16 protein-coding genes and 2 tRNA genes are annotated in these 22,791 nt (G+C 64.9%); 13 read left to right on the top strand and 5 right to left on the bottom strand.

Annotation, left to right across the window (positions count from 1 at the left end; all coding sequences use genetic code 11):
- Positions 1-370 precede the first annotated feature (370 nt).
- A complete protein-coding gene (locus tag HK108_RS06040; protein ID WP_181270837.1) occupies positions 371-2,719 on the bottom strand; it encodes an FAD/NAD(P)-binding protein in 2,349 nt (782 codons plus the stop codon).
- On the bottom strand, positions 2,716-5,238 hold the full coding sequence (locus tag HK108_RS06035; protein ID WP_229663954.1) for an LCP family glycopolymer transferase: 2,523 nt from the start codon (positions 5,236-5,238) through the stop codon (positions 2,716-2,718). Before HK108_RS06035 ends, HK108_RS06040 begins: the two co-directional genes overlap by 4 nt.
- Before the next feature lie 374 nt (positions 5,239-5,612).
- Between HK108_RS06035 and HK108_RS06030 the strand changes: the two genes are divergently transcribed.
- The 6 genes from HK108_RS06030 to HK108_RS06005 all read left to right on the top strand — a co-directional run bounded on the left by HK108_RS06030 (position 5,613) and on the right by HK108_RS06005 (position 10,881).
- Positions 5,613-5,701 (top strand) — tRNA-Ser (locus tag HK108_RS06030).
- A 230-nt stretch (positions 5,702-5,931) separates the two neighbouring features.
- On the top strand, positions 5,932-6,549 hold the full coding sequence (locus tag HK108_RS06025) for a hypothetical protein (protein ID WP_139467956.1): 618 nt from the start codon (positions 5,932-5,934) through the stop codon (positions 6,547-6,549).
- Positions 6,546-7,148, top strand: a complete 603-nt coding sequence (locus tag HK108_RS06020; RefSeq protein ID WP_139467957.1) for an OmpA family protein — start codon at positions 6,546-6,548, stop codon at positions 7,146-7,148. The genes HK108_RS06025 and HK108_RS06020 overlap by 4 nt, the downstream gene beginning before the upstream one ends.
- 166 nt (positions 7,149-7,314) lie before the next feature.
- Positions 7,315-8,562 (top strand): FAD-dependent oxidoreductase, encoded by a 1,248-nt coding sequence (locus HK108_RS06015; protein ID WP_181270836.1) that lies wholly within the window; start codon positions 7,315-7,317, stop codon positions 8,560-8,562.
- Positions 8,563-8,679: 117 nt separating this feature from the next.
- Positions 8,680-9,771 carry a proline racemase family protein gene (locus tag HK108_RS06010; protein WP_181270835.1) on the top strand — a complete coding sequence of 364 codons (1,092 nt, stop codon included), beginning with the start codon at positions 8,680-8,682 and terminating at the stop codon, positions 9,769-9,771.
- Between the two features lie 105 nt (positions 9,772-9,876).
- Positions 9,877-10,881 carry an Ldh family oxidoreductase gene (locus HK108_RS06005; RefSeq protein ID WP_181270834.1) on the top strand — a complete coding sequence of 335 codons (1,005 nt, stop codon included), beginning with the start codon at positions 9,877-9,879 and terminating at the stop codon, positions 10,879-10,881.
- Between the two features lie 87 nt (positions 10,882-10,968).
- On the opposite strand, the gene HK108_RS06000 is transcribed toward HK108_RS06005, so the two are convergent.
- Positions 10,969-12,666 (bottom strand): PucR family transcriptional regulator, encoded by a 1,698-nt coding sequence (locus HK108_RS06000; RefSeq protein WP_181270833.1) that lies wholly within the window; start codon positions 12,664-12,666, stop codon positions 10,969-10,971.
- A gap of 113 nt (positions 12,667-12,779) precedes the next feature.
- Between HK108_RS06000 and HK108_RS05995 the strand changes: the two genes are divergently transcribed.
- The 5 genes from HK108_RS05995 (at position 12,780) to HK108_RS05975 (ending at position 18,847) form a co-directional block, all read left to right on the top strand.
- Positions 12,780-14,264: a CoA-acylating methylmalonate-semialdehyde dehydrogenase gene (locus tag HK108_RS05995; RefSeq protein WP_139467962.1), complete on the top strand. Its 1,485-nt coding sequence runs from the start codon at positions 12,780-12,782 to the stop codon at positions 14,262-14,264.
- An 80-nt stretch (positions 14,265-14,344) separates the two neighbouring features.
- On the top strand, positions 14,345-15,760 hold the full coding sequence (locus tag HK108_RS05990; protein ID WP_139467963.1) for an aspartate aminotransferase family protein: 1,416 nt from the start codon (positions 14,345-14,347) through the stop codon (positions 15,758-15,760).
- Positions 15,761-16,080: 320 nt separating this feature from the next.
- Complete coding sequence (locus tag HK108_RS05985; RefSeq protein WP_181270832.1) at positions 16,081-17,460, top strand: inorganic phosphate transporter; 1,380 nt, start codon at positions 16,081-16,083, stop codon at positions 17,458-17,460.
- The gene (locus tag HK108_RS05980) at positions 17,457-17,690 is read left to right on the top strand and encodes a hypothetical protein (protein WP_172171696.1); all 234 of its coding nucleotides are present in this window, start codon (positions 17,457-17,459) and stop codon (positions 17,688-17,690) included. Before HK108_RS05985 ends, HK108_RS05980 begins: the two co-directional genes overlap by 4 nt.
- A gap of 494 nt (positions 17,691-18,184) precedes the next feature.
- A complete protein-coding gene (locus HK108_RS05975) occupies positions 18,185-18,847 on the top strand; it encodes a hypothetical protein (RefSeq protein ID WP_181270831.1) in 663 nt (220 codons plus the stop codon).
- Positions 18,848-18,947: 100 nt separating this feature from the next.
- Here the strand turns inward: HK108_RS05975 and HK108_RS05970 are convergent, their stop codons facing one another.
- On the bottom strand, positions 18,948-20,780 hold the full coding sequence (locus tag HK108_RS05970) for a phosphoenolpyruvate carboxykinase (GTP) (RefSeq protein WP_181270830.1): 1,833 nt from the start codon (positions 20,778-20,780) through the stop codon (positions 18,948-18,950).
- Positions 20,781-21,154: 374 nt separating this feature from the next.
- Between HK108_RS05970 and HK108_RS05965 the strand changes: the two genes are divergently transcribed.
- Together HK108_RS05965 and HK108_RS05960 are read left to right on the top strand one after the other, a co-directional pair.
- Positions 21,155-21,227, top strand: a tRNA-Arg gene (locus HK108_RS05965).
- A gap of 100 nt (positions 21,228-21,327) precedes the next feature.
- Positions 21,328-22,056 (top strand): hypothetical protein, encoded by a 729-nt coding sequence (locus HK108_RS05960; RefSeq protein WP_181270829.1) that lies wholly within the window; start codon positions 21,328-21,330, stop codon positions 22,054-22,056.
- Between the two features lie 212 nt (positions 22,057-22,268).
- Here HK108_RS05960 and HK108_RS05955 read toward each other — a convergent pair whose 3' ends face one another.
- The gene (locus HK108_RS05955) at positions 22,269-22,646 is read right to left on the bottom strand and encodes a hypothetical protein (protein WP_181270828.1); all 378 of its coding nucleotides are present in this window, start codon (positions 22,644-22,646) and stop codon (positions 22,269-22,271) included.
- Positions 22,647-22,791: the final 145 nt, after the last annotated feature.

Genomic DNA, 22,791 nt, shown 5'->3' with positions numbered 1-22,791 from the left:
CGCCACGCTGCCGGCCCGGTGCGGCGCGGCGGCGCCTCTGCGAACAGCCCAGTCTGAGTTGAATAGCCCATGTTTGAAACTGGGCCATTCACCCTAGACTGGGCTGTTCGCGTTCGATGCTCGGCCGCTCACTTTCCTCCATGTGCATTACAGAGAAGGGTGTACCGAAACTCGCCTCGTGCATTGCGCGGCGCGGAGTTCGGCAACTGTCGCGGGTGGTGTGGTCCGCTGATGGACAGTGTGCTTGCGGCGGAAGCGGAGTCGCGGGTGGGTCGTCAGCGTCCGCGGAGACGCGGATGGGCCGAGAGTTCTCGGCGACTGGCGTCCGGGGAGAGCCTGCTGAGCTTTAGAAGAGGACGAGTACGCGGCCTCAGAGGAGGTCGAGGATCGCCTCGGCGGCTGCGTGCGAGTCGTTGAGCGTGGCCGCGTTCGTGCCCGGGTTCGCTGCGATCGCCAGCCCCCACTGCTTCGACGACAGCTGGATCGACAGAGCGAACCGGCGCGGGTGGACGTTGCCCTCGACATCGATGGTGCGGTACGGCCGAGACGTGAGTGCGAGTCCGTTGAGAAATTTCTCTCGACCGTCGTCCAAGGTCAGGCGGGCCGCGGTGAGCTGACCGCGTTCGAGCATTCCGTAGAGCAGGACATCGGCAGCGCGCGAGACGGAGTTCGTCGGGGACGCGGCATCGATGACGACGCTGCCCGTGATCGCGCCCGCGGCCTGCGCCGAGGTGACCGTGAAGATCTCTGGCCGCGGCTTCTGCGCCTCATTGGTGAGTCCCTTTGCTTTGGCAGTGGTGCTATCGACCCCGTCCGGGCGTGCGGCGATGCCGGAACTTGCGGTCTCTGCCTCAGCTTCGGGCGCCTCTGGATTCTCGCGGAGAGCGTCAGGGTTTTCTTCGATGCGCATATCGGGGCCGATGAAGGATACGATTCCCGCCTCGGCGAGGGCGATGAGTTCCGCGATCCGCTGCGGGGGAGGCCCATCGCAGATGCCGGAGACGAAGCCCTCGAACCAGCCGAGGATCTCCATGTCGATGCTCACGCGGTCGATGTGACCTGCGACGATGAGCTCCTTGAGCAGCAGCCGGGACTGCCATAGCACGGTGAAGAGCGCCTTCTCCGGGCTGCCGGTCGGACCTGCCAGAGAGTTGCGCAGGTCGGTGCGCAGGAAATCGAGCATCCACTCGTGCAGGGAACCAGGCTCGCCGGGTTCGCGGCTGGTGAAGAGCTCACCTTCGAGCGGGTTGAGCAGGGTGTGCAGTGACATGCGGTCGGCAGGATCGGGCACGAGTGCCTCTTCGATCTCCGACCAGGCGAAGGCCTCACGGGTGACGCGGCCCTGACGGGCGGCATCCTCGGTGGCCGTGGCGCCGGCTGTTCGTGCAGCGCTGGACGTGGCCGTGGCGCCGGCTGTTCGTGCAGCACCGGACGTGGCCGTAGCGCTTGCCGCGGCGCGAGCGGGCGCAGCGGTCCGAGCCTCGCCAGCACCGACTTCGCCCGACTGCGGGTGGGTTTCCTGCCAGGTGCGCCGGGTCAGGTGACGTGAGACGGCTTCGCCGATGGCCTCGCGCAGCTGGCCGGGGTCATCGGCGAACGCTTCGGGACGGACCTGGGAGAGCGTGTGATAGTACGCCAGACGCAGGTCGGCGAGGATGAGCGGCCACAGCTGATCATTGAATCGGGCACCGGCCTTGCGTTCCCCGTCGAGGTGCTCGATCCCGGCGAGCAGAGCGATATTGTCCTTCGTGAAGTACCGCAGGGGCCAGTCCCGCCGAGGATGTTCATGACAGATCGGTTTGCTGCGGTACGGGATTCCGCGTCGTGATCCCAGCGCCAGCCGCGGTTCGTCACCGCTGGGCACATACCGCAGCAGTCCGCCGGGCTGCGTCTCATAGCGACCGCCGCGCTCATGAGTGAACAGGGTCTGCAGGTCGAAGTAGTTGAGCCCCATGCCACGGACGATGACCCGCTCACCGGGGGCCACCTCGGTGACGGGGGTTTCCGCGGGCAGACCCTGCGGCAGGTACAGCCCGCCGCCCAGTTCGGCGAAAGCGGCGAGGCGGGCGCGCTCCTCCGGCTGGGCGCTGGGGATGTGACCGACGGCGAGCACGACGGCGCTGGCGACGATCGTCGTGCCGTTCTGGCAGCGCACGAGCTGCTCGGGGACAGTGGCCCGTGAACTCTCTGCCACCGATTGGGGGAGGTCCATCGCGGGCAGGTCGATGACGGATTCGGCCTTCGTCGGGTGTTCGACGATCTCGATGAAGTCCGGTGCGCCCTCGCGGATGCGCCGGTAGGCGTCGCGGAGGTAGCGGCCGTAGAGACTGCGGCTGGGGAAGGTCGAGTGCAGCGGTTCGGTGCCGCCGTTGGCAAGGTACCACTCGGCCATGGACGGTCCGGTCGGTGCTTCTTCGGGGCCGAGGAAGCTGCAGCTGGAATCGGGGAAGACGGTCTGCTCGGCGATGGTGGTGTTCATCAGCAGAGACTCGGGCTGGTCGGTGCGCCACACGATTCCCGCGCCGGGCGGGTACGGGTCGATGAGGTGGATGGTCAGCGCGGTCTCGGTGGTGGCGTCAGCCGCGCTGCGGGACGCGCCGACGGTGCCGGCGAAGCGTTTCGCAGCCAGAGCCACGAGCCTCTCCAGAACGGTGAGACCTCGCGGTCCGACGCCGATGATCGCGACCGCGGGGGCGGGAGTCTGTGGAGCCTGACTCACCCCTGCTCGCCGGTTCCGCCGTTGGGCCCGGGGTAGCCGGGGAAGTCGTCACCGGGCTTGAAGCCCTTCGGGTAGCACTTGCCTTCGGCGTTGGGCTCACCCGGCGTTGCCGTTTCGGTGGCGTCCGCCTCGGCGCCGGCCTCGTCCGTGGAACCATCCGCGGAATCGGCCGGTTCATCGGTGGCGGTGTCTTCGGTGCTGTCCTCGGTCGAGCCGGTGCTGTCCTCGGATTCCTGGGACTTGCTGCCGTCGTTCGTCGGCTTCGGTGTCTCCTCGCCGTCGGACGCACCCTTGACTTCGCCGAGGATCCACTTGTGGAGCACATCGTAATCGGGGTCGTAGGTCGGGGTGACGTCATTGTTGATCTGGACTGTGGTGACGTCGCCCTTCTGCATCATCATGGCAAGTTCGATGAAGGCCGGGATCTCGTTCTGTGGGATCGACGTGGCGATGTTCCGCGTCGCGGAGTTCGCGAGCTTCGGATAGGCCGTGGCGATCTCCTGCGGGTCGATCTGCTCGAGAGTGGTCTTGAGCATCCGCTGCTGACGGCACATGCGGTCGTAGTTGTCGCTGCCTTCACGGGAGCGGACGTACCAGAGTGCGTCCTTGCCCTTGAGCGTCTGCGGGCCCGGATCGACCCAGCCGTAGATCTCGTTCTTCACACCCGACATCGATTTTCCGCCGCCCATCGGGATCGGGCGTTCGACGTCGATCTTGACTCCGCCGATGGCGTCGACGACGTCTTCGAATCCGGCCATGTCGACCGAGGACCAATAGTCGAGCTTGAGACCCAACGAGCCTTCGACGGCCTGCATCGTCGCCCACATGCCCGGTTCGAGTCCGTGCGGGTTTCCGATCTTGTCGGGGTTCTGTTCGCCCCACTGCCATACGGCGTTGATGAGGTCCTCGGACGAGTCACCGGAGGGGCGGAATCCGTCGGGCCACGCCTTTTCGAGTTCGCTGCCTTCGGGGAAGACCGGGAACGCGAGGTTACGGGGCACGGAGATGAGCGCGGCGTTGCCGGTCTTCGTGTCGATGGAGGCCACGAGCATCGTGTCCGGGCGGGTGCCCTCACGATCGTCGCCATTGTCGCGGCCCATGAGGAAGACGTTGATATAGGGCTTGTCCGCCCAGAGGTCTTCGGCGCTGTGGGCCTTGCCCGTGCTGTCGCCGAAGAGGCTGGCCACCGTGTCGGACTGCACGCGGGCGAAGACCGAGCCGACGCCGAGCGGGATGCCGATGATGAGGGCGAGGGAGACGACGAGGACGCCGGCCATCTTGTTCTGCCAGGGCCGGTATCGGTGTCCGCGGCGCAGCCCGAGGTGGGATACGACCATCACGAGGATCCAGATCACGGCCACGAGCACGGCGGCGATGGCGAGGAAGTTGAGCAGCGAGGGGCTGGCGACGATCGTGGCGATCGCACGCACCGGTCCCTTGACCAGCAGGTAGACGAGCCCGACGAGCAGAGTGAGGACGAAGAGACCGAAGACGATGAGCCCGGCGGGCCGGAAGCGTGTGCGCAGCAGTCCGACACCGGGCAGCAGGGTGCTCAGTGAGGTCCAGCCGACGAGGCTGGGGAACGATTCGCCGAGGCGGGAGGAATGGCGGCGGGCCCGTCCCGGTCCGTGACCGGTCGACTTCTCGCCGTGGGCGGAGCCGTTCTCGTCGGCTCCTCTCGCGGCAGACGATGCGCCGGTTGCTGCCGCAGTGCCGCCCGCACCGACCGCTGCTGCGGCCGCGGCGCTGCGCGCGCCCCGTGTGGCGGATGACTTCTTTCGGCCCCGGCCTCGGGATTCGGCCGCGTGCCGTTCACGGGCGTCGCGGCGAGTCGTCGGAGCGGAGCCCGTATCGGGGTCGTTGTCCGTGTGGTCGAAATCGTGGGAATCCCTCGCCGAGGCGGCCGATTCGTCCCGTGCGAAGGTGCGCGGAGCATCGTGGGCAGGACCGCGCCGTGAGCCGGCGCCCGGATCATCCTGTGTATTCGAGCTTGCTGCCGCGGCCACTCCGGCCGCAGAGGCTCCGCTGGCGGCGGCAGCTCGCAGCATGCGGGCTTCGCGGCGGGTGCGCGGGGCGACCGGGCGCGGAGGCGGAGCATGCGGGGAGCGGGACGAAGTTCCTGTGTCACGGGTGCTGTCGCCGAGTCGGTTGTCCGACTGATCGCCGGATCCGCGGGAGCTTGTGCGGAACGAATAGTCGGATCGGGCGTCGGCGGACCGTGTGGAGTCCTGGCCCGAATTCTGACCGGAATTCTGGTCCGAGTTCGTGCGGGACCGGCGGGGATTCACCGCCGAGGTCGGCAGCTGTTGCGAGTCACGGCGCTGGGCGTCCGAGCGGCGAGGCTCAGACTGCCGAGAATTCTGCTGCGGCGAGTTCGACTGCGGTGTCGAGTCGCTTTCACTGGCGGCGGTGTCGCCGCGGAACCGGGGGCGAGAGGAGGCACGGAGCCGACGACCTGTTGTCTGGGAATCGGGGTCGCTCCCATGCGGTCCGCGCTTGTCAGGGGGAAACTCTGGCAAGTTGTCTACTCCTCAAAACTGTCTGCTCGTGCAATACGGCCCGCTCGCCGTTCTCGTTTCCGGCACAGGGCACACCGCAGCTATCGGTTTTCCGACCGGTGTTTCTGCGAGGATCTGAGACCAGACCGCAAAGCACATCACGCCGATTTTACGCCTGGACATTGATGAATGCTGGAATTCCGGTGTGGGGGAGCGGTACAAAGGGGACGTTCGGCCCGGATTTGCGCCCGTCACGGGTCGGTTCGACTATGACGAAGCCCACTCTCCGCGGTTGCGCTTTGCCCCGGATGGCTCCTTTCCCTTAGGCTGTATCCCGTAGTGCTGGAGGGTCTGTCGGTATGCATTTCGCCGAGGCGGCTCGCAGCATTGCGGATGGAGTCGTGGCTGAGCGGCCGAAAGCGTCACCCTGCTAAGGTGAAGTCCTCCAATAGGGGGACCGTGGGTTCAAATCCCACCGGCTCCGCGTGAGGCAGAACCCCTGCGATCCGATGAGAATTCGGGTGCAGGGGTTCTTGCGTTCCCACAGAATCGCGTTTGCCCGCGAGTGCCGACGCCTTTGTTCGTCTCGACTTACGTTCGATGTAGTGAAAGTTCACCTGTCCGGGGTAAGTTGATCCGCGTCCGCCCCCGCGCCACCGGAGCTCACCAGCAGAGATGCTGCTCCGGCGAGTACTGAGGAGAACTCCCATCGCTATGCCCCTGATCCGCAAGACAGCTCTGTCCGCTGCCGCCGCAGCTTTGGCGCTGACCCTGGCCGCCTGCTCGTCCGGAGACGACACAGAGGAGCCGAACGCCGAGGGTGCCGAGACCCAAGGCGCTGCGCAGGAGTCCGGTGAGGCCGCAGGTTCGAAGGGTGAATCCGGATCCGCCGAGGCGGCCGGCCTCGATCCGAAGGATCTTCCCGATCCTGTCGCTTCCCAGGAGATTCCCGCCGCCGTTGACGGCGATGACAAGGCAACGATGACTGTCGAGCTGTTCCCTCTGAAGCGTCAGGGCGAGACGGTCGTGGCCCAGTTCGCGTTCAGTGTGAACTCTGATCAGACCGACGAGGACGACGACGGTGACGATCTCTACGGCTATCTGGGCGGGAGCTGGGCGCCGTTCCTTGTCGACTCGCAGAACCTGCGCAAGCACAACGTGTTGGATAAGTTCCCGCAGCGAGCGCAGACGAATGTCCAACAGACGAAGTTCAAACCCGGCCAGACCCACTACGCCTTCGCTGTCTTCGCGGCCCCGCCGCCGGATGTCGATGAGGTCGAGGTCTCCGTCGTCGACGGTATGAACCTCGCCACCGGAGTGAAGATCTCGTGAAGCCGGCAGCCGTCGGTCCTGCAGCGGTGATTCTTGCTGCCGGCATTGTCGTCGCCGGTCCACCCGCACTCGCGTTCGCAGACTCAGTGACTTCGCAGGACATCGCCAACCGAGATGCCCCGACTCCGGAGGACTTCACCGATCCCGACCAGTCGCAGATCGACAAGAGCATTGTCGAACTCGAACCGGAGATCTATGACCTGGACAAAGGCATCGAGGACGTGGAGACAACCAAAGCCAGTGGCGGCGATACCGTGGTCACGCTCGACACGGATATCCTCTTCGACTTCGACTCGGCTGAGCTCAGCGACACAGCGAAGAAGAAGATCAAGGACCTTGTCGAGGATCTGCCGTCCGACTCCGAGATCACCGTCGGCGGGCATACGGATTCCAAAGGCGAAGACGACTACAACAAGAAGCTCTCCGAAGACCGAGCGAAAGCCGTCGCCGAGGTGCTCACCTCGGAGGACTCGGACCTTGACGTGACGGCAAAGGGTTTCGGCGAGTCCGAGCCCGTCGAGTCGAACGAGAAGAACGGCAAGGACGACCCCGAGGGCCGGGCGAAGAACCGTCGCGTCGAAATCCGCTACGAAGGCTGAGCCTGATCTGGGGCTGTCCGGGAAGAGCGGCTGAGGCCATTGACGAACCTGACCGCACTGCATAGCGTCTCTCTCAATAGATGGTCATACAAAAGTCAGCTTCGGTGACGTCGGCCCTGATCGGACCGCGAAACAGCCGATTCGGGGACCAATGGAGGGCAACCGATTGAAGACAGTCATCGTCGGAGGCGGTGTGGTCGGGCTGACCATCGCGTACGAACTTGCGCTGCGCGGACACGACGTCACAGTCATCGAGGCTGCCCGCTGCGGTTCGGGCGCCTCCCACGGAAATGCCGCAAAGATCGCCATCGCCGAGAGCACCCCGGTGCCTGCCCCAGGCGTGCTGCTTCAGGGGATCCGATGGATGCTCAAACCCGACAGCCCACTATCGATCAAGCCGTCCCTTGCGCCCGGCTATCTCAGATTCCTGTTGCGGATGGCCAGGCACTGCAACACACATGACTTCGAAGCCGGACTCGACCTCCACCTGCGCCTCGGCGAGGATGCGAACGATCTCTTCGATGAGTACCAGGCTCAAGGCATCGACTTCGAGATGCACGACCGCGGTGTGCTGCTGGCTTTCGAGACTCGGGAACGCTTCGACGAACACTGTGCGAGCCTGCCCGCTTTCGAGGCCGCTGGCCACCTGCCGCGGCGACTGCATGATGACGAAGTCCGCGAGGCCGAACCGGCTCTCAGCGATCGCATCCGCCACGGTCTCTCTTTCTCCGCTGACCGACAGATCGAACCCGATTCTCTGACAGCGGGCCTCCTCGCGAAACTCACCGATCTCGGCGTAGTCGTGCGAGAAAACACTCGCGTTGGACGCTTCGTTCGCTCCGGCGGCGCCGTGACCGCAGTTGTCACCTCCGACGCGGAGGTCATCAAGGCCGACGTTTTTGTCATCTCCGCCGGTGTCCCGTCCGGCGTGTTGGCCAGGCAACTCGGCCAGAAGATCCCGATCTACTCGGGCAAGGGCTACAGCATCGACTACTCACCCGCTCCGATCCAGCTGCGCACATCCCTGACCCTCGAAGATGCTCGCGTCGCCGTCACTCCGCTGAACGGCATGCTCAGGCTCGCGGGCACGATGGAGTTCGGCAGCACGGACGACGACGTCAACGAGGTCCGCGTCGGTGCAATCCGCCGCGCGGCTCAGGAAGCATTCCGTGAGTGGGGCGACGGTCAGGGAGAACTGGCTCCATGGGCTGGGTCGCGCCCCATGACTCCTGACGGCCTTCCCGTCATCGGGCGACTGGACTCCGTGAAGAACGCCTACATCAACTCCGGACATTCGATGCTCGGTCTGACACTGGCACCGGGATCTGCTCGGCTGCTATCCGGACTCATGACTGATGGAAGTTCGACGCTGCCCGGTGAGCTGCTGGCTCGTGTGTCCCCGAATCGATTCTGAACGACTCACGCCAACGCCACATGGACCCGAACGGACGAGGATGGGCTCATGACCACACAGCAAGTCACGGGCAGCGAAGTCGTGGACTGAGGCCCGCCCGAGCAGAGACGAGGGAACGTGAAGAACAGACAGCTCATCCAGGCCGTCGATGTTCACGCGGCCGGCGAACCCGGCCGAGTGCTCATCGGCTCGGGACTGCGGGTCAAAGGTGCCACGATGGCCGAAAAGCTCCGATACTGCGAAGAGCACCTCGACGACTTCCGGAACCTCATCCTCCACGAACCCCGCGGCTATCCCGGCCTGTGCTCGCCGATCGTCGTGCCTGCGACGGATCCGAGCTGCGATTTCGGAATGATCGTGATGGAGCAGGGCGGGTTCAAGCCGATGTCCGGATCGAACCTCATCTGCACCGTCACGGCGCTGATCGAGACGGGGTCCGTCGACGTCAGCGAACCGGTCACCGAGCTGCGGGTCGATACCGCCGCCGGTGTCGTCACGGTCCGCGCCGAGGTGGAGGCCGGCCGAGCGAAATCGGTGACCTTCGACAATGTCCCGGCTTTCGTCCACGGACTCGACCTGCCTCTCGAGGTGCCTGGGTACGGGACGATTCCCGTCGACATCGTCTTCGGCGGTCAGTTCTACGTACAGACTGCGTCGGACAACCTCGGCGTGGATCTTGATCCTGGCAATGCCAAGGAGATCATCAGGGCTGCCAGCGTGTTGCGGCAGGCGGCGAACGAGACCTTCGAGGTGAGGCATCCCCTCATCCCTGAAATCGATTCGATCGGTCTGCCGCTGATCCACGGACCCGCACGAACTGAGGGCACCGACGGACGCAACGCCGTCGTCCTGCCCAACGGCATAGTCGACCTCGACGATCCGAGCACGTGGACTGGGACTTTCGACCGCTCGCCGTGCGGCACCGGGACGAGCGGGCGAGTGGCGGCCAAGCACGCCCGCGGCGAACTGCGCGTCGGTCAGCGATTCGTCCACGAATCGATGATGGGTACGACCTTCACCGCCGTGGTGAAGGAAGAGACCGAGATCGGCGGTAGTCCAGCCGTCATCCCTTCGATCACCGGGCGCGGGTGGATCACAGGATTCCAACAGCTCGTGCTCGAGGCCGATGATCCGTTTCCGGTCGGCTTCACCGTCGGAGACATCTGGAGCGGCGGTACGAGGGCAGCAGAACCAGGAGTCGACAGCTGAGACGCGGATATGGCGGGGCAGGATCGATGACTGTTCGAGCGGTAGTCTGCTGATCAAGGTCAATGGTCGAAGCCGACACGATTTGCTGCACACGAGGAGCGCACAATGACGAACGAACCCGACCGCATCTCTTTCGATGATCTTGTCTCGGCGATCGAAGCCAAGCTCATCGGAGCCGGTGCCTCTCCAGCAGTCGCCGAAGTGCTGGCGACCAACTGTGCCACCTGTGAGCGCGACGGCACCCTCAGTCACGGTGTCTTCCGGGTTGCCGGCTACCTCGATTCATTGAATCGAGGCTGGGCAGATGGGACAGCAGAAGCGAGCATCGACGTCGTCGGCCCTTCCTATATCCGCATCGACGGTCACAACGGCTTCGCCCAACCCGCACTCGCCGAGGCTGGGCCGACGATCGACCAAGCGCTCGACGACACCGGCGTCGCCGTCATCGCTCTGCGCAACACCCACCACTTCAGCGCACTGTGGCCTGACCTCGAGGCATTTGCACGCGACGGTCGGGTGGCGATGGGGATGATCGCCAGCGGCAAGCTCGCCGTTGTCCCCGAGGGGGCCACCCGCCCGGTCTTCAGTACCAATCCGTTCGGTTTCGCCACACCCGTCGCCGAGGCGGATCCGATCGTCTTCGACTTCTCCACGTCGTCGATGTCCCACGGGGACCTGCAGCTGCTGCGGGCAGAGGGCCAGGACGTTCCGGTCGGGACCGGGGTCGACTCGACCGGCGCGGACACCACGGATCCGAACGCCATCCTCGACGGCGGCGGAATCCGCCCCATCGGCGGGCACAAGGGTGCGCTGCTGTCGTTCATGATCGAGACGCTTGCCGCAGGGCTGACCGGCGGTGCCTTCACCTATGAGGTCGACGCGGAGGCCCCCGAGGGCGCCCACACCTTCCGGACCGGTCAGCTCTTCATCGTCATCGATCCCGAGCGCGGCGGCAACGACGCCTACCTCGCTCGGGTGCGCGAATTCGTCGACATGCTCCGCGATGCGGGCATGGACCGTCAGCCCGGTGACCGTCGCTACGCCAATCGCGCCGAGGCGGCCGAACGCGGAATCCCCGTCACCGACACGATTCGCGCTATGTTCGACTGAACTTCTGTCGACCGGCCGAAGCCTGCTCTGTCCCGAACGGCACACGACCCCGCTGGAGGGAGTCGCCGACTCCGGCGAGTACGGTCCTCAGCCGTACATCCGCCACCACAGCAGCGCTACGTGCAGTGCCGTGCGTGACTCCGCATCGTCGAGTGAGACGCCGAGGCGGTCCTGCAGACGATTGATCCGTGTGTAGAGCGCGGGCCGGGACAGGTGCCCGGCTCGCGCCATCGCCGACTTGTTGCCGCCATGGGAGAGGTAGAGCTCGAGGAAGTCGAGCAGTCCGTCTTCTGCGGAGTCCGCGGTCGACGGCAGAACGCCGTCCCGGCGTCCGTCTTCGCCGAGCAGCGGCCCCAGCTCTCCCTCGGCGAAGGCACGCAGCCGCGAGTCCTCGGCCAGCAGAGACAGCAGCCCGCGGATGCGCACGTCCGAAGAGCGGTAGAACGCACGCTCACGCACATCGAGCGTCGACGCGACCTCGGCGACGTGAGAAGCGGGTTCGAGACCGGCGACAGCGCGAAGCAGAGAAGTGCTGCCTCGGCCGACCCCGACCACCCAGCTCGCAGCAAGCCCATCGAGCTCGGCGAGCAGACGGGTGAGCCGTTCATCGGCTTCCTCCGCACCGCGCAGACTCGGCTGCGATCGTCGGTTTCTCCCGTGACCGGGCCCCACAACGAACCCGAACACGCCTGACTGCAGGCTCGTCATGAGCAGACACAGATTGAGGCGTGAGGCGGCAGAAGCGATCTCCTGCGTCAGGCCGCGCTCCTGCAGCTGCACCCGAGTCGGATCGGTGTCGGCCTCACGATCAATGCGGACGACCACTGGGGTGAGCTCGGCTCCTTCCGCAGGAGTGAATCCCAGAGAGCGGGCGCGCTCCCGTGCCGAACGCTCGTCGATGCCTTCTGAGTCCGTGATCTCTCGGATCAGGCCGCTTTGGGCCTGCAGCAGCAGATCCTGCTCATCGCGATCGGCCATTCGAGTCAGCGTCAGGGCTTCACCCGCGCGTTCGATGACCTGCTCGAGATCGGCGAGGGACTCGGCGGCGCCGGGCACGACGAGCCGGCCCCACCGGCGAGAACGCAGCCCCACCGGCGTCTGCCGCCACTGCGCCGGCACGTGACCGCCGGGTGTCGTACTCGCACCGCTGACGAGGTCGACCCACTTCTGCGCGAGAGCCTGCGAACCGCGGCCGGAATGGGCGAGAACCCGATGGGACACATCCTCGAGGACCACCGCCGTGCCCAACAGCTCTGCAGTACGATCGACGATCGTCCGTGCCTCGGCCCGATCGAGGCTCAGCTGCGTGTACGTCTCGTGGATCTCCCGGGCATGTTCGAGCCGCGAGATCTGCTGTGCGAGAAGACTGCGGTGCGCGAGCTCGGTGATCCTGACGAACTTCACCCGACGCGGCAGGACGATGACAGGCAGTTCCCTCGCCGAGGCGGCCGCGGCCGCGATCTCGCGCGCTTCCTCATCGTGGGTCGAGTTCTCATCGACGAGTTCGATGATCGTCCCAGCCGCACCTGCGCGCTCGAGCTGGTCGAGGAACTCCGTCATCGCCGCAGGCGAGTGGCGGAAGGCCGTGGCGGTGGTCAACACGAGCTCACCACCCTCGAGGAAGCGCTCGACATGCTCGGAATCGGCGATGTGGACCCAGCGGATCGCCCGGTCGAGGCCTGCCTCGCCGGCAAGTACCGCAGGCTCTGCAGCCCTGATCTCCTCGAACTCGAGCAGACCGGCGATGCTCAACGATGCCCCGCTCGACTCCCGTGCAGTGTCCATTGACACAGTGTAAAGCCGAGGGCGAAGATTCTGACATTCTGACACTTTCGAGATCGGCAAAGCGGACAGAGGATGGACTCAACCGACGTACCGACGACGCAGAAGGACCCTTCATGGCAACGCTCTCCCATTGGATCAACGGACGGACCGTCACCGCGGACACCGACACCCGCCTCGGCGATATCACGAACCCGGCCACCGGAGTCGTCAGCGGCCAGGTGGCCCTGGGGTCGAAGGCCACGGTGGAATCGGCGATCGCCGCAGCATCCGCCGCGTTCCCCGCCTGGCGCGACACGTCCCTGGCCAAGCGGACCGCTGTCCTCTTCAACTTCCGCGAACTGCTCAACGCTCGGAAGCAGGAACTGGCCGAGATCATCACCGCCGAACACGGCAAGGTCGTCTCCGACGCTCTCGGCGAGGTCGCCCGCGGCCAGGAAGTCGTCGAATTCGCGTGCGGCATCGCCAGCCACCTACGCGGCGGTCATACGGAGAACGCCTCGACGAACATCGACGTCCACTCCCTGCGCCAGCCGATCGGCGTTTCCGCGATCATCTCTCCCTTCAACTTCCCGGCCATGGTCCCGATGTGGTTCTTCCCCGTGGCCATCGCCACCGGAAACACCGTCGTGCTCAAGCCCTCGGAGAAGGATCCGTCGGCCGCGAACTGGCTCGCCGAGCTGTGGAAGGAAGCCGGGCTGCCCGATGGCGTGTTCAACGTCGTCCACGGTGACAAGGAAGCCGTCGACACGATCCTCGAGAGCCCCGAGGTCGCCTCGGTGTCCTTCGTCGGGTCGACCCCGATCGCACAATACGTCTACGAGAACGGCACCGCCACCGGCAAGCGCGTCCAGGCGCTCGGCGGAGCGAAGAACCATATGCTCGTCCTGCCCGATGCGGACCTCGACCTCGCCGCCGACGCCGCCGTCAACGCCGGCTACGGCGCCGCCGGTGAGCGCTGCATGGCGATCTCCGTCGTCGTCGCTGTCGACTCCATCGCCGATGACCTGGTCGCGAAGATCGCCGAGCGCACGAAGACCCTGCGCGTGGGCGACGGGGCGACCGAGCCCGATATGGGACCGCTGGTCACCGCCGCCCACCGCGACAAGGTTGCCGGCTACATCGATGCTGGCGCCGAGGCGGGCGCCACCGTCGTCCTCGACGGCCGCGAGAACACCCCGGCCGAGGGATTCTTCCTCAACCCGACCCTCTTCGACAACGTCACCCCTGACATGTCGATCTACACCGATGAGATCTTCGGACCCGTCCTCGCCGTCGTCCGCGTCCCCGGCTACGACGAAGGCATCGACCTCATCAACTCCAACCCCTACGGCAACGGCACCGCGATCTTCACCAACGACGGCGGTGCTGCCCGCCGATACGAGAACGAGGTCGAGGTCGGTATGGTCGGCATCAACGTGCCCATCCCCGTGCCCGTGGGCTACTACTCCTTCGGCGGATGGAAGAACTCGCTGTTCGGCGACACCCACGCCTACGGTGACGAAGGCGTCCACTTCTTCACCCGCGGCAAGGTCGTCACCTCACGCTGGCTCGATCCCAGCCACGGCGGACTCAACCTCGGATTCCCCACCAACGACTGAACCGACCACCACTGACGTCCGCCCCGACCCGGGGCGGACGTTCACGCAACGACGAACCACCTCGGCGAAGGAGCCCTGACATGACCACCACCGCGGATTCCCAGCTCACCGAATCGCACCTCGACGCTGATCGCTCGGGCGCTGATCGGATCGATGCGCAGCAGATCGAGGCCGGGCGACGTGCCCACGAACTCGACCGTGCGCACGTCTTCCACTCCTGGCAGGCTCAGGGGCCGTTCGCCCCGATGACGATCGTCGACGCCGCCGGCCCCTACGTCTGGGACGGTGAGGGTCGAAAGCTGCTCGACATGTCTTCGCAGCTGGTCAACACGAATATCGGCCATCAGCACCCGGCCGTCGTTGCGGCCATCCAGGAGCAGGCAGGCAAGCTGTGCACGATCGCGCCGCAGCACGTCAACGACGCCCGCTCCGAGGCGGCCCGACTCATCACCGAACGCACCCCGGGCGACCTCGACCATGTGTTCTTCACGAACGGTGGGGCCGACGCGAACGAGCACGCGATCCGGATGGCCCGACTGCACACAGGCCGGACGAAGGTGCTCTCGGCCTACCGCAGCTACCACGGCGGCACGCAACTAGCCGTCAACGTCACCGGCGACCCGCGCAGGTTCGCCAACGACTACTCCGCTGAGGGCATCGTCCACTTCATGCCCGCCTACCCCTACCGGTCGTACTTCAACTCGACCTCCGAGGCCGAGGAGACGCAGCGGGCGCTGGCCCATCTCGAGGACATGATCACCCTCGAGGGGCCCGGCAATATCGCGGCCCTCATCCTCGAGACCGTACCGGGCACCGCGGGGATCTACGCCCCACCGGCCGGCTACCTCGCCGGCGTGCGCGAGCTGACGGCGAAGTACGGGATCGTCTTCATCGCCGACGAGGTGATGGCCGGATTCGGCCGCACCGGCCGCTGGTTCGCCGTCGACCACTGGGACGTCACCCCGGACCTCATCACCTTCGCGAAGGGCGTGAACTCCGGATACGTCCCGCTCGGCGGAGTCGCCATCTCGGATGCGATCTTCGAGACCTTCCGCGACCGGGCCTACCCGGGCGGACTGACGTACTCGGGCCACCCGCTCGCCTGCGCGGCAGCGGTCGCGACGATCACCGCGATGGAGGACGAGGGGATGATCGCCAATGCCGAGCGCCTCGGCGAGGACATCATCGGCCCGACTCTGCGGGAGATGGCGCAGCGCCACCCCTCGGTCGGGGATGTCCGGGGTCTCGGCTGCTTCTGGGCCGTCGAGCTCGTGAAGGACCGGACGACGAAGGAGCCGCTGGCGGCCTACGGCGGCAGCTCACCGGAGATGAACGAGGTCATCGCAGCACTCAAGGCCGAAGGCGTGCTGCCGTTCGCGAACTTCAACCGAATCCACGTCGTGCCGCCGCTGAACACCCCGGATGAGGACGTCAGGTTCGGACTCGCCGCCCTCGACCGGGCACTCGACGTCGCGGATCGGTACGTCACGGAGTAGATTCGTCACGCGTGAAGGAGGAGTCGCCTCGGCGAAGTCACGCCGCGGTTTCCGCGGTTGACTGCGTGAGGCGGGGAGCCACCTCGGCGAGGGACTGCTGTTTTCGGGCCCCGTTCGGAATGTGAGTGCTATTGCACTCTCAGCCGGGCGGGGCCCGTTTGCGCACGTCAAAAGTGAACAAAAGGTGAATGAGGTGGAGTAGGGTCGAATTGCGGGTGAAGAGCGGTTGAATCTGTGGGTAGACTTCTGCGGGATAGTGATGGCTGGCCGTCAGCTGCATCATCCACGGTCCGAATAGTGTCTACACCCAAGGTCGATTAGTGGAAATCATCTTCGTCGTCGTGCTCGTCATCGCACTGGCACTGTTCTTCGACTTCACCAATGGCTTTCACGATACGGCCAATGCCATGGCCACACCGATCGCAACCGGGGCCATCAAACCGAAGACGGCGGTCACGCTTGCCGCGATCCTCAACCTCGTCGGCGCCTTCCTCTCCACCGAGGTGGCCAAGACCATCTCGGGCGGCATCATCAAGGAAGGCGGCGGGGGAGTCCAGATCACTCCCGACTTCATCCTCGCCGGCCTCATCGGCGCCATCATCTGGAACATGGCGACATGGCGCTTCGGCCTACCATCATCCTCGTCCCACGCACTCTTCGGCGGCCTCATCGGTGCGGCCATCGTCGGTGCCGGACTCAACTCCGTCGACTACGGAGTGTTCCTGTCCAAGGTCGTCATCCCGGCTCTGGCCGCCCCGCTCATCGCCGGGTTCAGCGCCTATCTGTGCACGAAGATCGCCTACGCGATCACTCGCCGCAACGAGGAGGGAAAGACCGCTCGCCGAGCACCGTTCAAGTACGGGCAGATCTTCTCGTCCTCGCTGGTGGCGCTCGCGCATGGAACGAACGATGCGCAGAAGACGATGGGCGTCATCACCCTCGTGCTCGTCTCCGCCAACCTGCAGGAGCACGGCACCGGCCCCCATATCTGGGTGATCACCGCATGTGCTCTGGCGATCGCGCTGGGCACCTATGTCGGCGGTTGGCGCATCATCGACACCCTCGGCACGAAGCTGACGACGGTCAAGCCCGCTCAGGGACTGTCGGCCGAGACGTCGACGGCTGCGGCTATCCTCGCCTCTTCGCACCTCGGCTTCGCTCTGTCGACGACTCAGGTCGCCTCCGGTTCCGTGCTCGGTTCGGGGCTGGGTCGCAAGGGCGCCGATGTCCAGTGGTCGACGGCCGGACGGATCGCCTCCGGTTGGCTGCTGACGATTCCGGCCGCCGCGATCGTCGGTGGCATCGCCGCCGGCATCGCTCACCTGGGAACGGTCGGCGTCGTCGTCGATACGGTCATCGCCGTCGTCGTGGTGCTGTGGATCTACGTCAGCTCTCGCCGGGTCGAGGAGACGGATATCTCGAACTTCGACACCGTCGGCGAAGCCGTCAACATCCGCGGCCGCAAGCGCAAGCTGCGCAAGGACCGCAACCGCAAACGTGCTCAGGAGAAGAGAGAAGCTCGATACGAGGCCTGGGCGGAGAAGCAGGCGGCGAAAGAGAAGCGCCGTGCCCACCGCGATGCGAAGAAGAACGGAGCGGTTCCCGCCGAGGCTGCGAAGACGAGTTCATCGTCGACCGGATCTGCTTCCGGAGCCGATGCGGGCCGGGCAGATGCGAGCGATAAGGGAGACGCGAAATGATCGAGTGGAGTTCGTTCGCCATCGTTGCGGCCGCGACATGGGTCTCGGCCATCATCGTCATCACGCTGTTCTCCGTCGGAGTGCGGATGCGCGCCGCGCACCTCGACCGTGTCGAGGAGGGCCGCAGCAGCTCGGCTCTGCCGGTCGGCTACTGGGCGGTCTTCGGAATCTGCGGCGCAGTCGTGCTTCTCGGCGTCTACCTCATCGTCCCGGCCCTTCACGGCGCCTGACACTCCGGGTGCTGAGCGCCTGACGCTTCCGACGGCGCTTGACACCTCGGGCGGCGCTTGACACTTCGGGTGCCGACCGCCTGACGCCTCCGTGCTGGAGGCCACGTGTCGTTTCTGAAGTGCTCGCCTGAGTTCTCTGGCTGATTCCCGCGTGACGCCGCGGCCTCTTCGTGAGGCCATCACGTACCGGTAGCGTCACGTACACCCTCTAGCGCACCATCCCTCGCCCTTAGTTGCAGCGCCTACAGATGCAACGGTGTAACGTGCCGCTGCGACGGTGTTTTGCTCCCACCGGTGCCTAGCGACAGCAGCGGTGAGGGATGCTCCGGGCTATGTGCAATGAAGCATCCCTGCGTCACGAGAGGAAGTGCCACTGCCAGGTAGTTATGCCGCTGACGGTGCGGGATACCCGAGCGTTGGAATCTGGGCGGCTCAGTGAAAGCAGCTGCGGGTGGCTTTCCTGAGACCCTGGCGCCTCGGCTTAGACTCGATCTGTGAGAACTCCACCGCACAATCCTCGGCAATCCGCCGATCTGCAGAAGGAAATCGCCAAAGCCGATCGCCGGCGCATCGACCAATGGCATGCAGCAATGCGGCGCGATGGACGCGTCGTACTGCGAACAAACCTAGTCAAGACTTTCGCCCTCGCACTCGTCAGCTGGCTGTTCGTTGGAGCGATCATCCTCACGTTCACCGTCACCCCCGCTTCGACCTGGAACCCGATGTCCCCTGGCTTCGGCGGGTGGCCGGTCTTCTTCCTCCTTGCGGTCTTCGCCATCGGTTTGGCGCTGTTCGGCGTCGGAGCGCTGTTGTGGACTTTTGTCTTTCCCTTTGTGCGACCACAGTTCGTCGTGTCGAGATGGGGCGTGGAGTCCTCATGGTGGAAGGCTGGCGGGCGGGTCAGGCAGTTCGCAACGCCGTGGTCAGGCATCGTCGACATCGGGGGAGAGTTCCAGTGGAGGAAAGGGATGCTCCCGGACGCACTGGTCGTAACGATCACGGCCCGCGGTGTGACCGCTCATCGGAACGCGCTGATCGGCAACGTCAGAAATCCGGAGATGGTGACTTATCGAGTATTGAGGGAGCTCAAGGCGAAACCGCGTGATGTGTTGGTATTTCTCCGTGAGGTTCACGTGGCGCATACGGCGCATCGCTGAACTCGGACCGGAACACGACAATCCCCCAACCACCTCGGCGGCGGTTGGGGGATTGTTGATGAACGGACGGCTCAGACTGTCAGCGATGGAGCCAAACGAGTCAGGCGAGGCCGAGGCGCTGGCGGAGGTTGTCGACCTCGGCGCGGAGTTCGGCCGGAACCGAATCGCCGAGTTCGGCGTACCATTCCTCGATGAGGCCGAGTTCGGTCTCCCACTCTTCGGGCTTGATGGCGAGAGCCTTGCGCAGCTGCTCGTCGGTGAAGTCGAGGCCCTCGGTGTCCAGGCCGCCTTCGACCGGGGTGAGGCCGAGCGGGGATTCCTGAGCATCGGCGGTGCCGGTGACGCGCTCGAAGACCCACTTGAGAACGCGCGAGTTCTCGGAGAATCCGGGCCACAGGAACGAGTTGTCGTCGTCGCGGCGGAACCAGTTGACGTAGAAGATCTTCGGCAGCTGGGCACCCTCGGTGTTGCCGATGTTGATCCAGTGCTGCAGGTAGTCACCGACGTTGTAGCCGATGAACGGACGCATCGCCATGGGGTCGCGGCGGACGACGCCGACGGCACCGGTGGCAGCTGCGGTGGTCTCCGAGGAGAGCACCGAACCCATGAACACACCGTGGGTCCAGTCCTGGGTCTCGGTCACGAGCGGCATCGTGGTCTTGCGGCGACCGCCGAAGAGGATGGCCGAGATCGGCACACCGTTCGGGTTGGTCCACTCGGGAGCCAGGGTCGGCACGTTCGCGATCGGGGTGCAGAAACGCGAGTTCGGGTGAGCGGCCGGGGTGTCGGACTCAGGCGTCCAGTCGTTGCCCCTCCAGTCGGTGAGGTGAGCAGGTGCCTTGTCAGTCTTGCCTTCCCACCACACGTCACCGTCGTCGGTCAGTGCGACGTTGGTGAAGATGTTGCCGCCGGCCTCGATGGCGCGCATGGCGGTCGGGTTCGTGGTGTAACCGGTGCCCGGAGCGACTCCGAAGAGTCCGAATTCGGGGTTGACGGCGTAGAGTTGGCCGTCTTCGCCGAAGCGCATCCACGCGATGTCGTCACCGAGGGTTTCGGCCTTCCATCCGGGGATGGTCGGTTCGATCATGGCGAGGTTCGTCTTGCCGCAGGCCGAGGGGAACGCAGCGGCGACGTACTTGACGACGCCTTCAGGGTTCGTCAGCTTGAGGATGAGCATGTGCTCGGCCAGCCAGCCTTCGTCGCGAGCGATCGCCGAGGCGATGCGCAGCGCGTAGCACTTCTTGCCCAGCAGGGCGTTGCCGCCGTAGCCGGATCCGTAGGACCAGATGGCGCGGTCTTCGGGGAAGTGGGTGATGTACTTGGTGGTGTTGCAGGGCCAGGCGACGTCTTCCTGTCCCTCTTCCAGCGGAGCGCCGACGGAGTGGACGCACTCGACGAACTTCGCGTCCTGGGCGTCGATCGCATCGAGGGCGTACTTGCCCGAGCGAGCCATGACGAGCATGGAGAGGACGACGTAGGCCGAATCGGTGACCTCGATGCCGAACATCGGCTGGTCCGCCTCGGCGTGGCCCATGACGAAGGGGATGACGTACATGGTGCGGCCGCGCATCGAACCCTCGAACAGACCGTTGAGCGTTTCCTTCATCTCCGCGGGAGCGACCCAGTTGTTGAGTGGACCGGCATCCTTCTCGTCTTCGGAGCAGATGTAGGTCCGGCCCTCGACGCGGGCGACGTCCTCGGGGTCGGAGGCCGCGTAGTAGGAGTCCTTGGTGCCGTTGACACGCTGGATGGTGCCGGCTTCGACGAGCTTCTCAGCGATCTCGTTCTTCTGTGCTTCGGAACCATCGATCCAGACGATGTCGTCCGGGGTGGTCAGGGCGGCGATCCGGCTGACGAACGAGAGCACCGACTTGTTCTCGGTCGGTGCGTTCTTCAGCTGGTCAGCGACGACATCATGGTCGAGGACAGTCATGAGTGGTCTCCTGGTCAATCGGGTGTGGGGTTTCGTCTCCGGCGGCTGGCGTCCGTCGAGCGGTTGGTACATATCCACCGTAGGATGGGAGCGGAAGCGAAAAACGCGCGTTTCGGTCACTCGAAGATGTGCATTGGATCACAGCCAGAGGGTCATTGACGTGAATGCAACAATTGGATGACGTGTTGTTTCAAGTGATTGACGGTTTGTTTCGGCGATGATCGACGGCTGAAATCTGCGATTTCATCCCCTCTCGCCGAGGTGGCTCTGACCGTGAGTGCGAATGTGGCGAAGCGCACGTGGGTGCGATTTGAGCTTCAGTGAAACTGGTGTGTATAGTTGTTCGAGTTGCAGGGCGTGAGTCCGAGCGACATGCGCCACTAGCTCAACGGATAGAGCATCTGACTACGGATCAGAAGGTTGGGGGTTCGAATCCCTCGTGGCGCACAGAAGGAGAGTCCCTCACCTGGCAGGATTGCCGGTGAGGGACTTTTTCGTATGCCCGGAGTCAGGCTGATCCGGGCGTCGATCCGAAGGTTGGGTTCTGTTGGGTGCTGAGCAGAGGAAAGCCCGTCGTCACCGGGACGAGCTCGGTGAGGTCATCGAGGTGTTCGCCGACAGCCCAGGACCGAAGACGGTGACGGGGGTCGTCCTCGGGTGGGCGCTCTTCACAGCTCTGACATTCATCAACCCCGGGGAGACGCCGCTGCTGGCGATTGCTCCGGGCGTCATCTTCGCCGTGATGTTCGGTCTGATCCTTCTCTATCTCTCGGGTGAGCGGCTCATCGTCTGCGAACGAGGGATCCTTGTCGGCTCCGTTGCCCCGGGGATTCGTCCCTACGCCATTCCCTATCAGCAGATCACGCCCGGCAGCATTGCCGGGGTCGCCGGCGCGAACAGATATCTCAAAGAGGTCGGACTCCAGGGACAGATCGCGCAGTCGACCCTGCGAGCGTCCTGGTGGACGAAGAACGGTGTCCACTTCGTCGCCTGCTCGGCCGAGGATGCCAGACGCGGACGCAGACGTCTCACACTGGCGCTCGACCCGATTCCACGGTCGATCGACGCTCGGTGGATCTGGTTTGCGGGAACGGGAACGGAGCCCCCGCAGCGCACGATCGAGGGCATCGCTCGAGCGGCCTCGTCGGCGGGGTATCCACAGCTGGGGCAGGCGGCACTTGACCGCGGAGTCGTCGAACTGACGTGCAACCCCGAGGATGCGGCCCGCCAGCTGCCCGGCCACCCGCCCGTCCGTCGAGTCGGGGGTCTCCGGTAGTCGGACAGCCTGCGCCGACGATACGCGGCAGCGAATCTGCGGAAACGACGGAGGCAGTCGCCGGGCGGGCAGGGCGGGAGCCGGAGTGACCTCAATCCTTGACGGCGAGGACCGGGAGCGGGGATGCGGCACCAGCGACAGCCAGGCTAATCACGGCGAACAATGTGCCTCTTCCGGTTTCTGCTGGTAGCGCAGATTCGCGAATCGCAGGGTCAATCATTTGCCGAGTCTCCGAAGAGATAGCTCCGTGCCAGCGAATCGCTCTCCACGCCGGCTGTCAACGGCATATGGATCGTCTGTCCGAAGTCGATTTGGTTGTCGATGAGTTTGATGAGATCTTCGCTCACGTCCGGGAATTGACCGTTTGGATAAACGAAGTGAATCGGACGATTTGGCGTCAGAAAGAAATGGCGCTCGATGTTGCTCCGGCTTTCGCCGATGTGGAAAGTAACCCGAAGGCCCGGCAGGCTGGGGTCTTCGAATCGGTTGAACAGGACGTGGTGAAGGGCGCGTAGCTCTTCTGCTCGCCACGAAATCGTCATCGACGAACTTTCCGAATCACCGATAACAATGCTTGCCCATGACGACATAAGAAACTCCCTCGCGGGTTACGGCGCGAATCTCGACAACGCACCTGCAGCAACGACGGAAGCTGCTACTTCTGTCGTTGGGGACATCGTAAGGGACGGCGCTGACACAGTTCTCGGGTCCGATTCGTCGGTAGAACAGTCAGGT

It is taken from the genome of Brevibacterium sediminis, from assembly GCF_013623905.1.
GTDB lineage: Bacteria > Actinomycetota > Actinomycetes > Actinomycetales > Brevibacteriaceae > Brevibacterium > Brevibacterium sediminis.
This window is presented reverse-complemented; position numbering and strand designations above follow the sequence as displayed.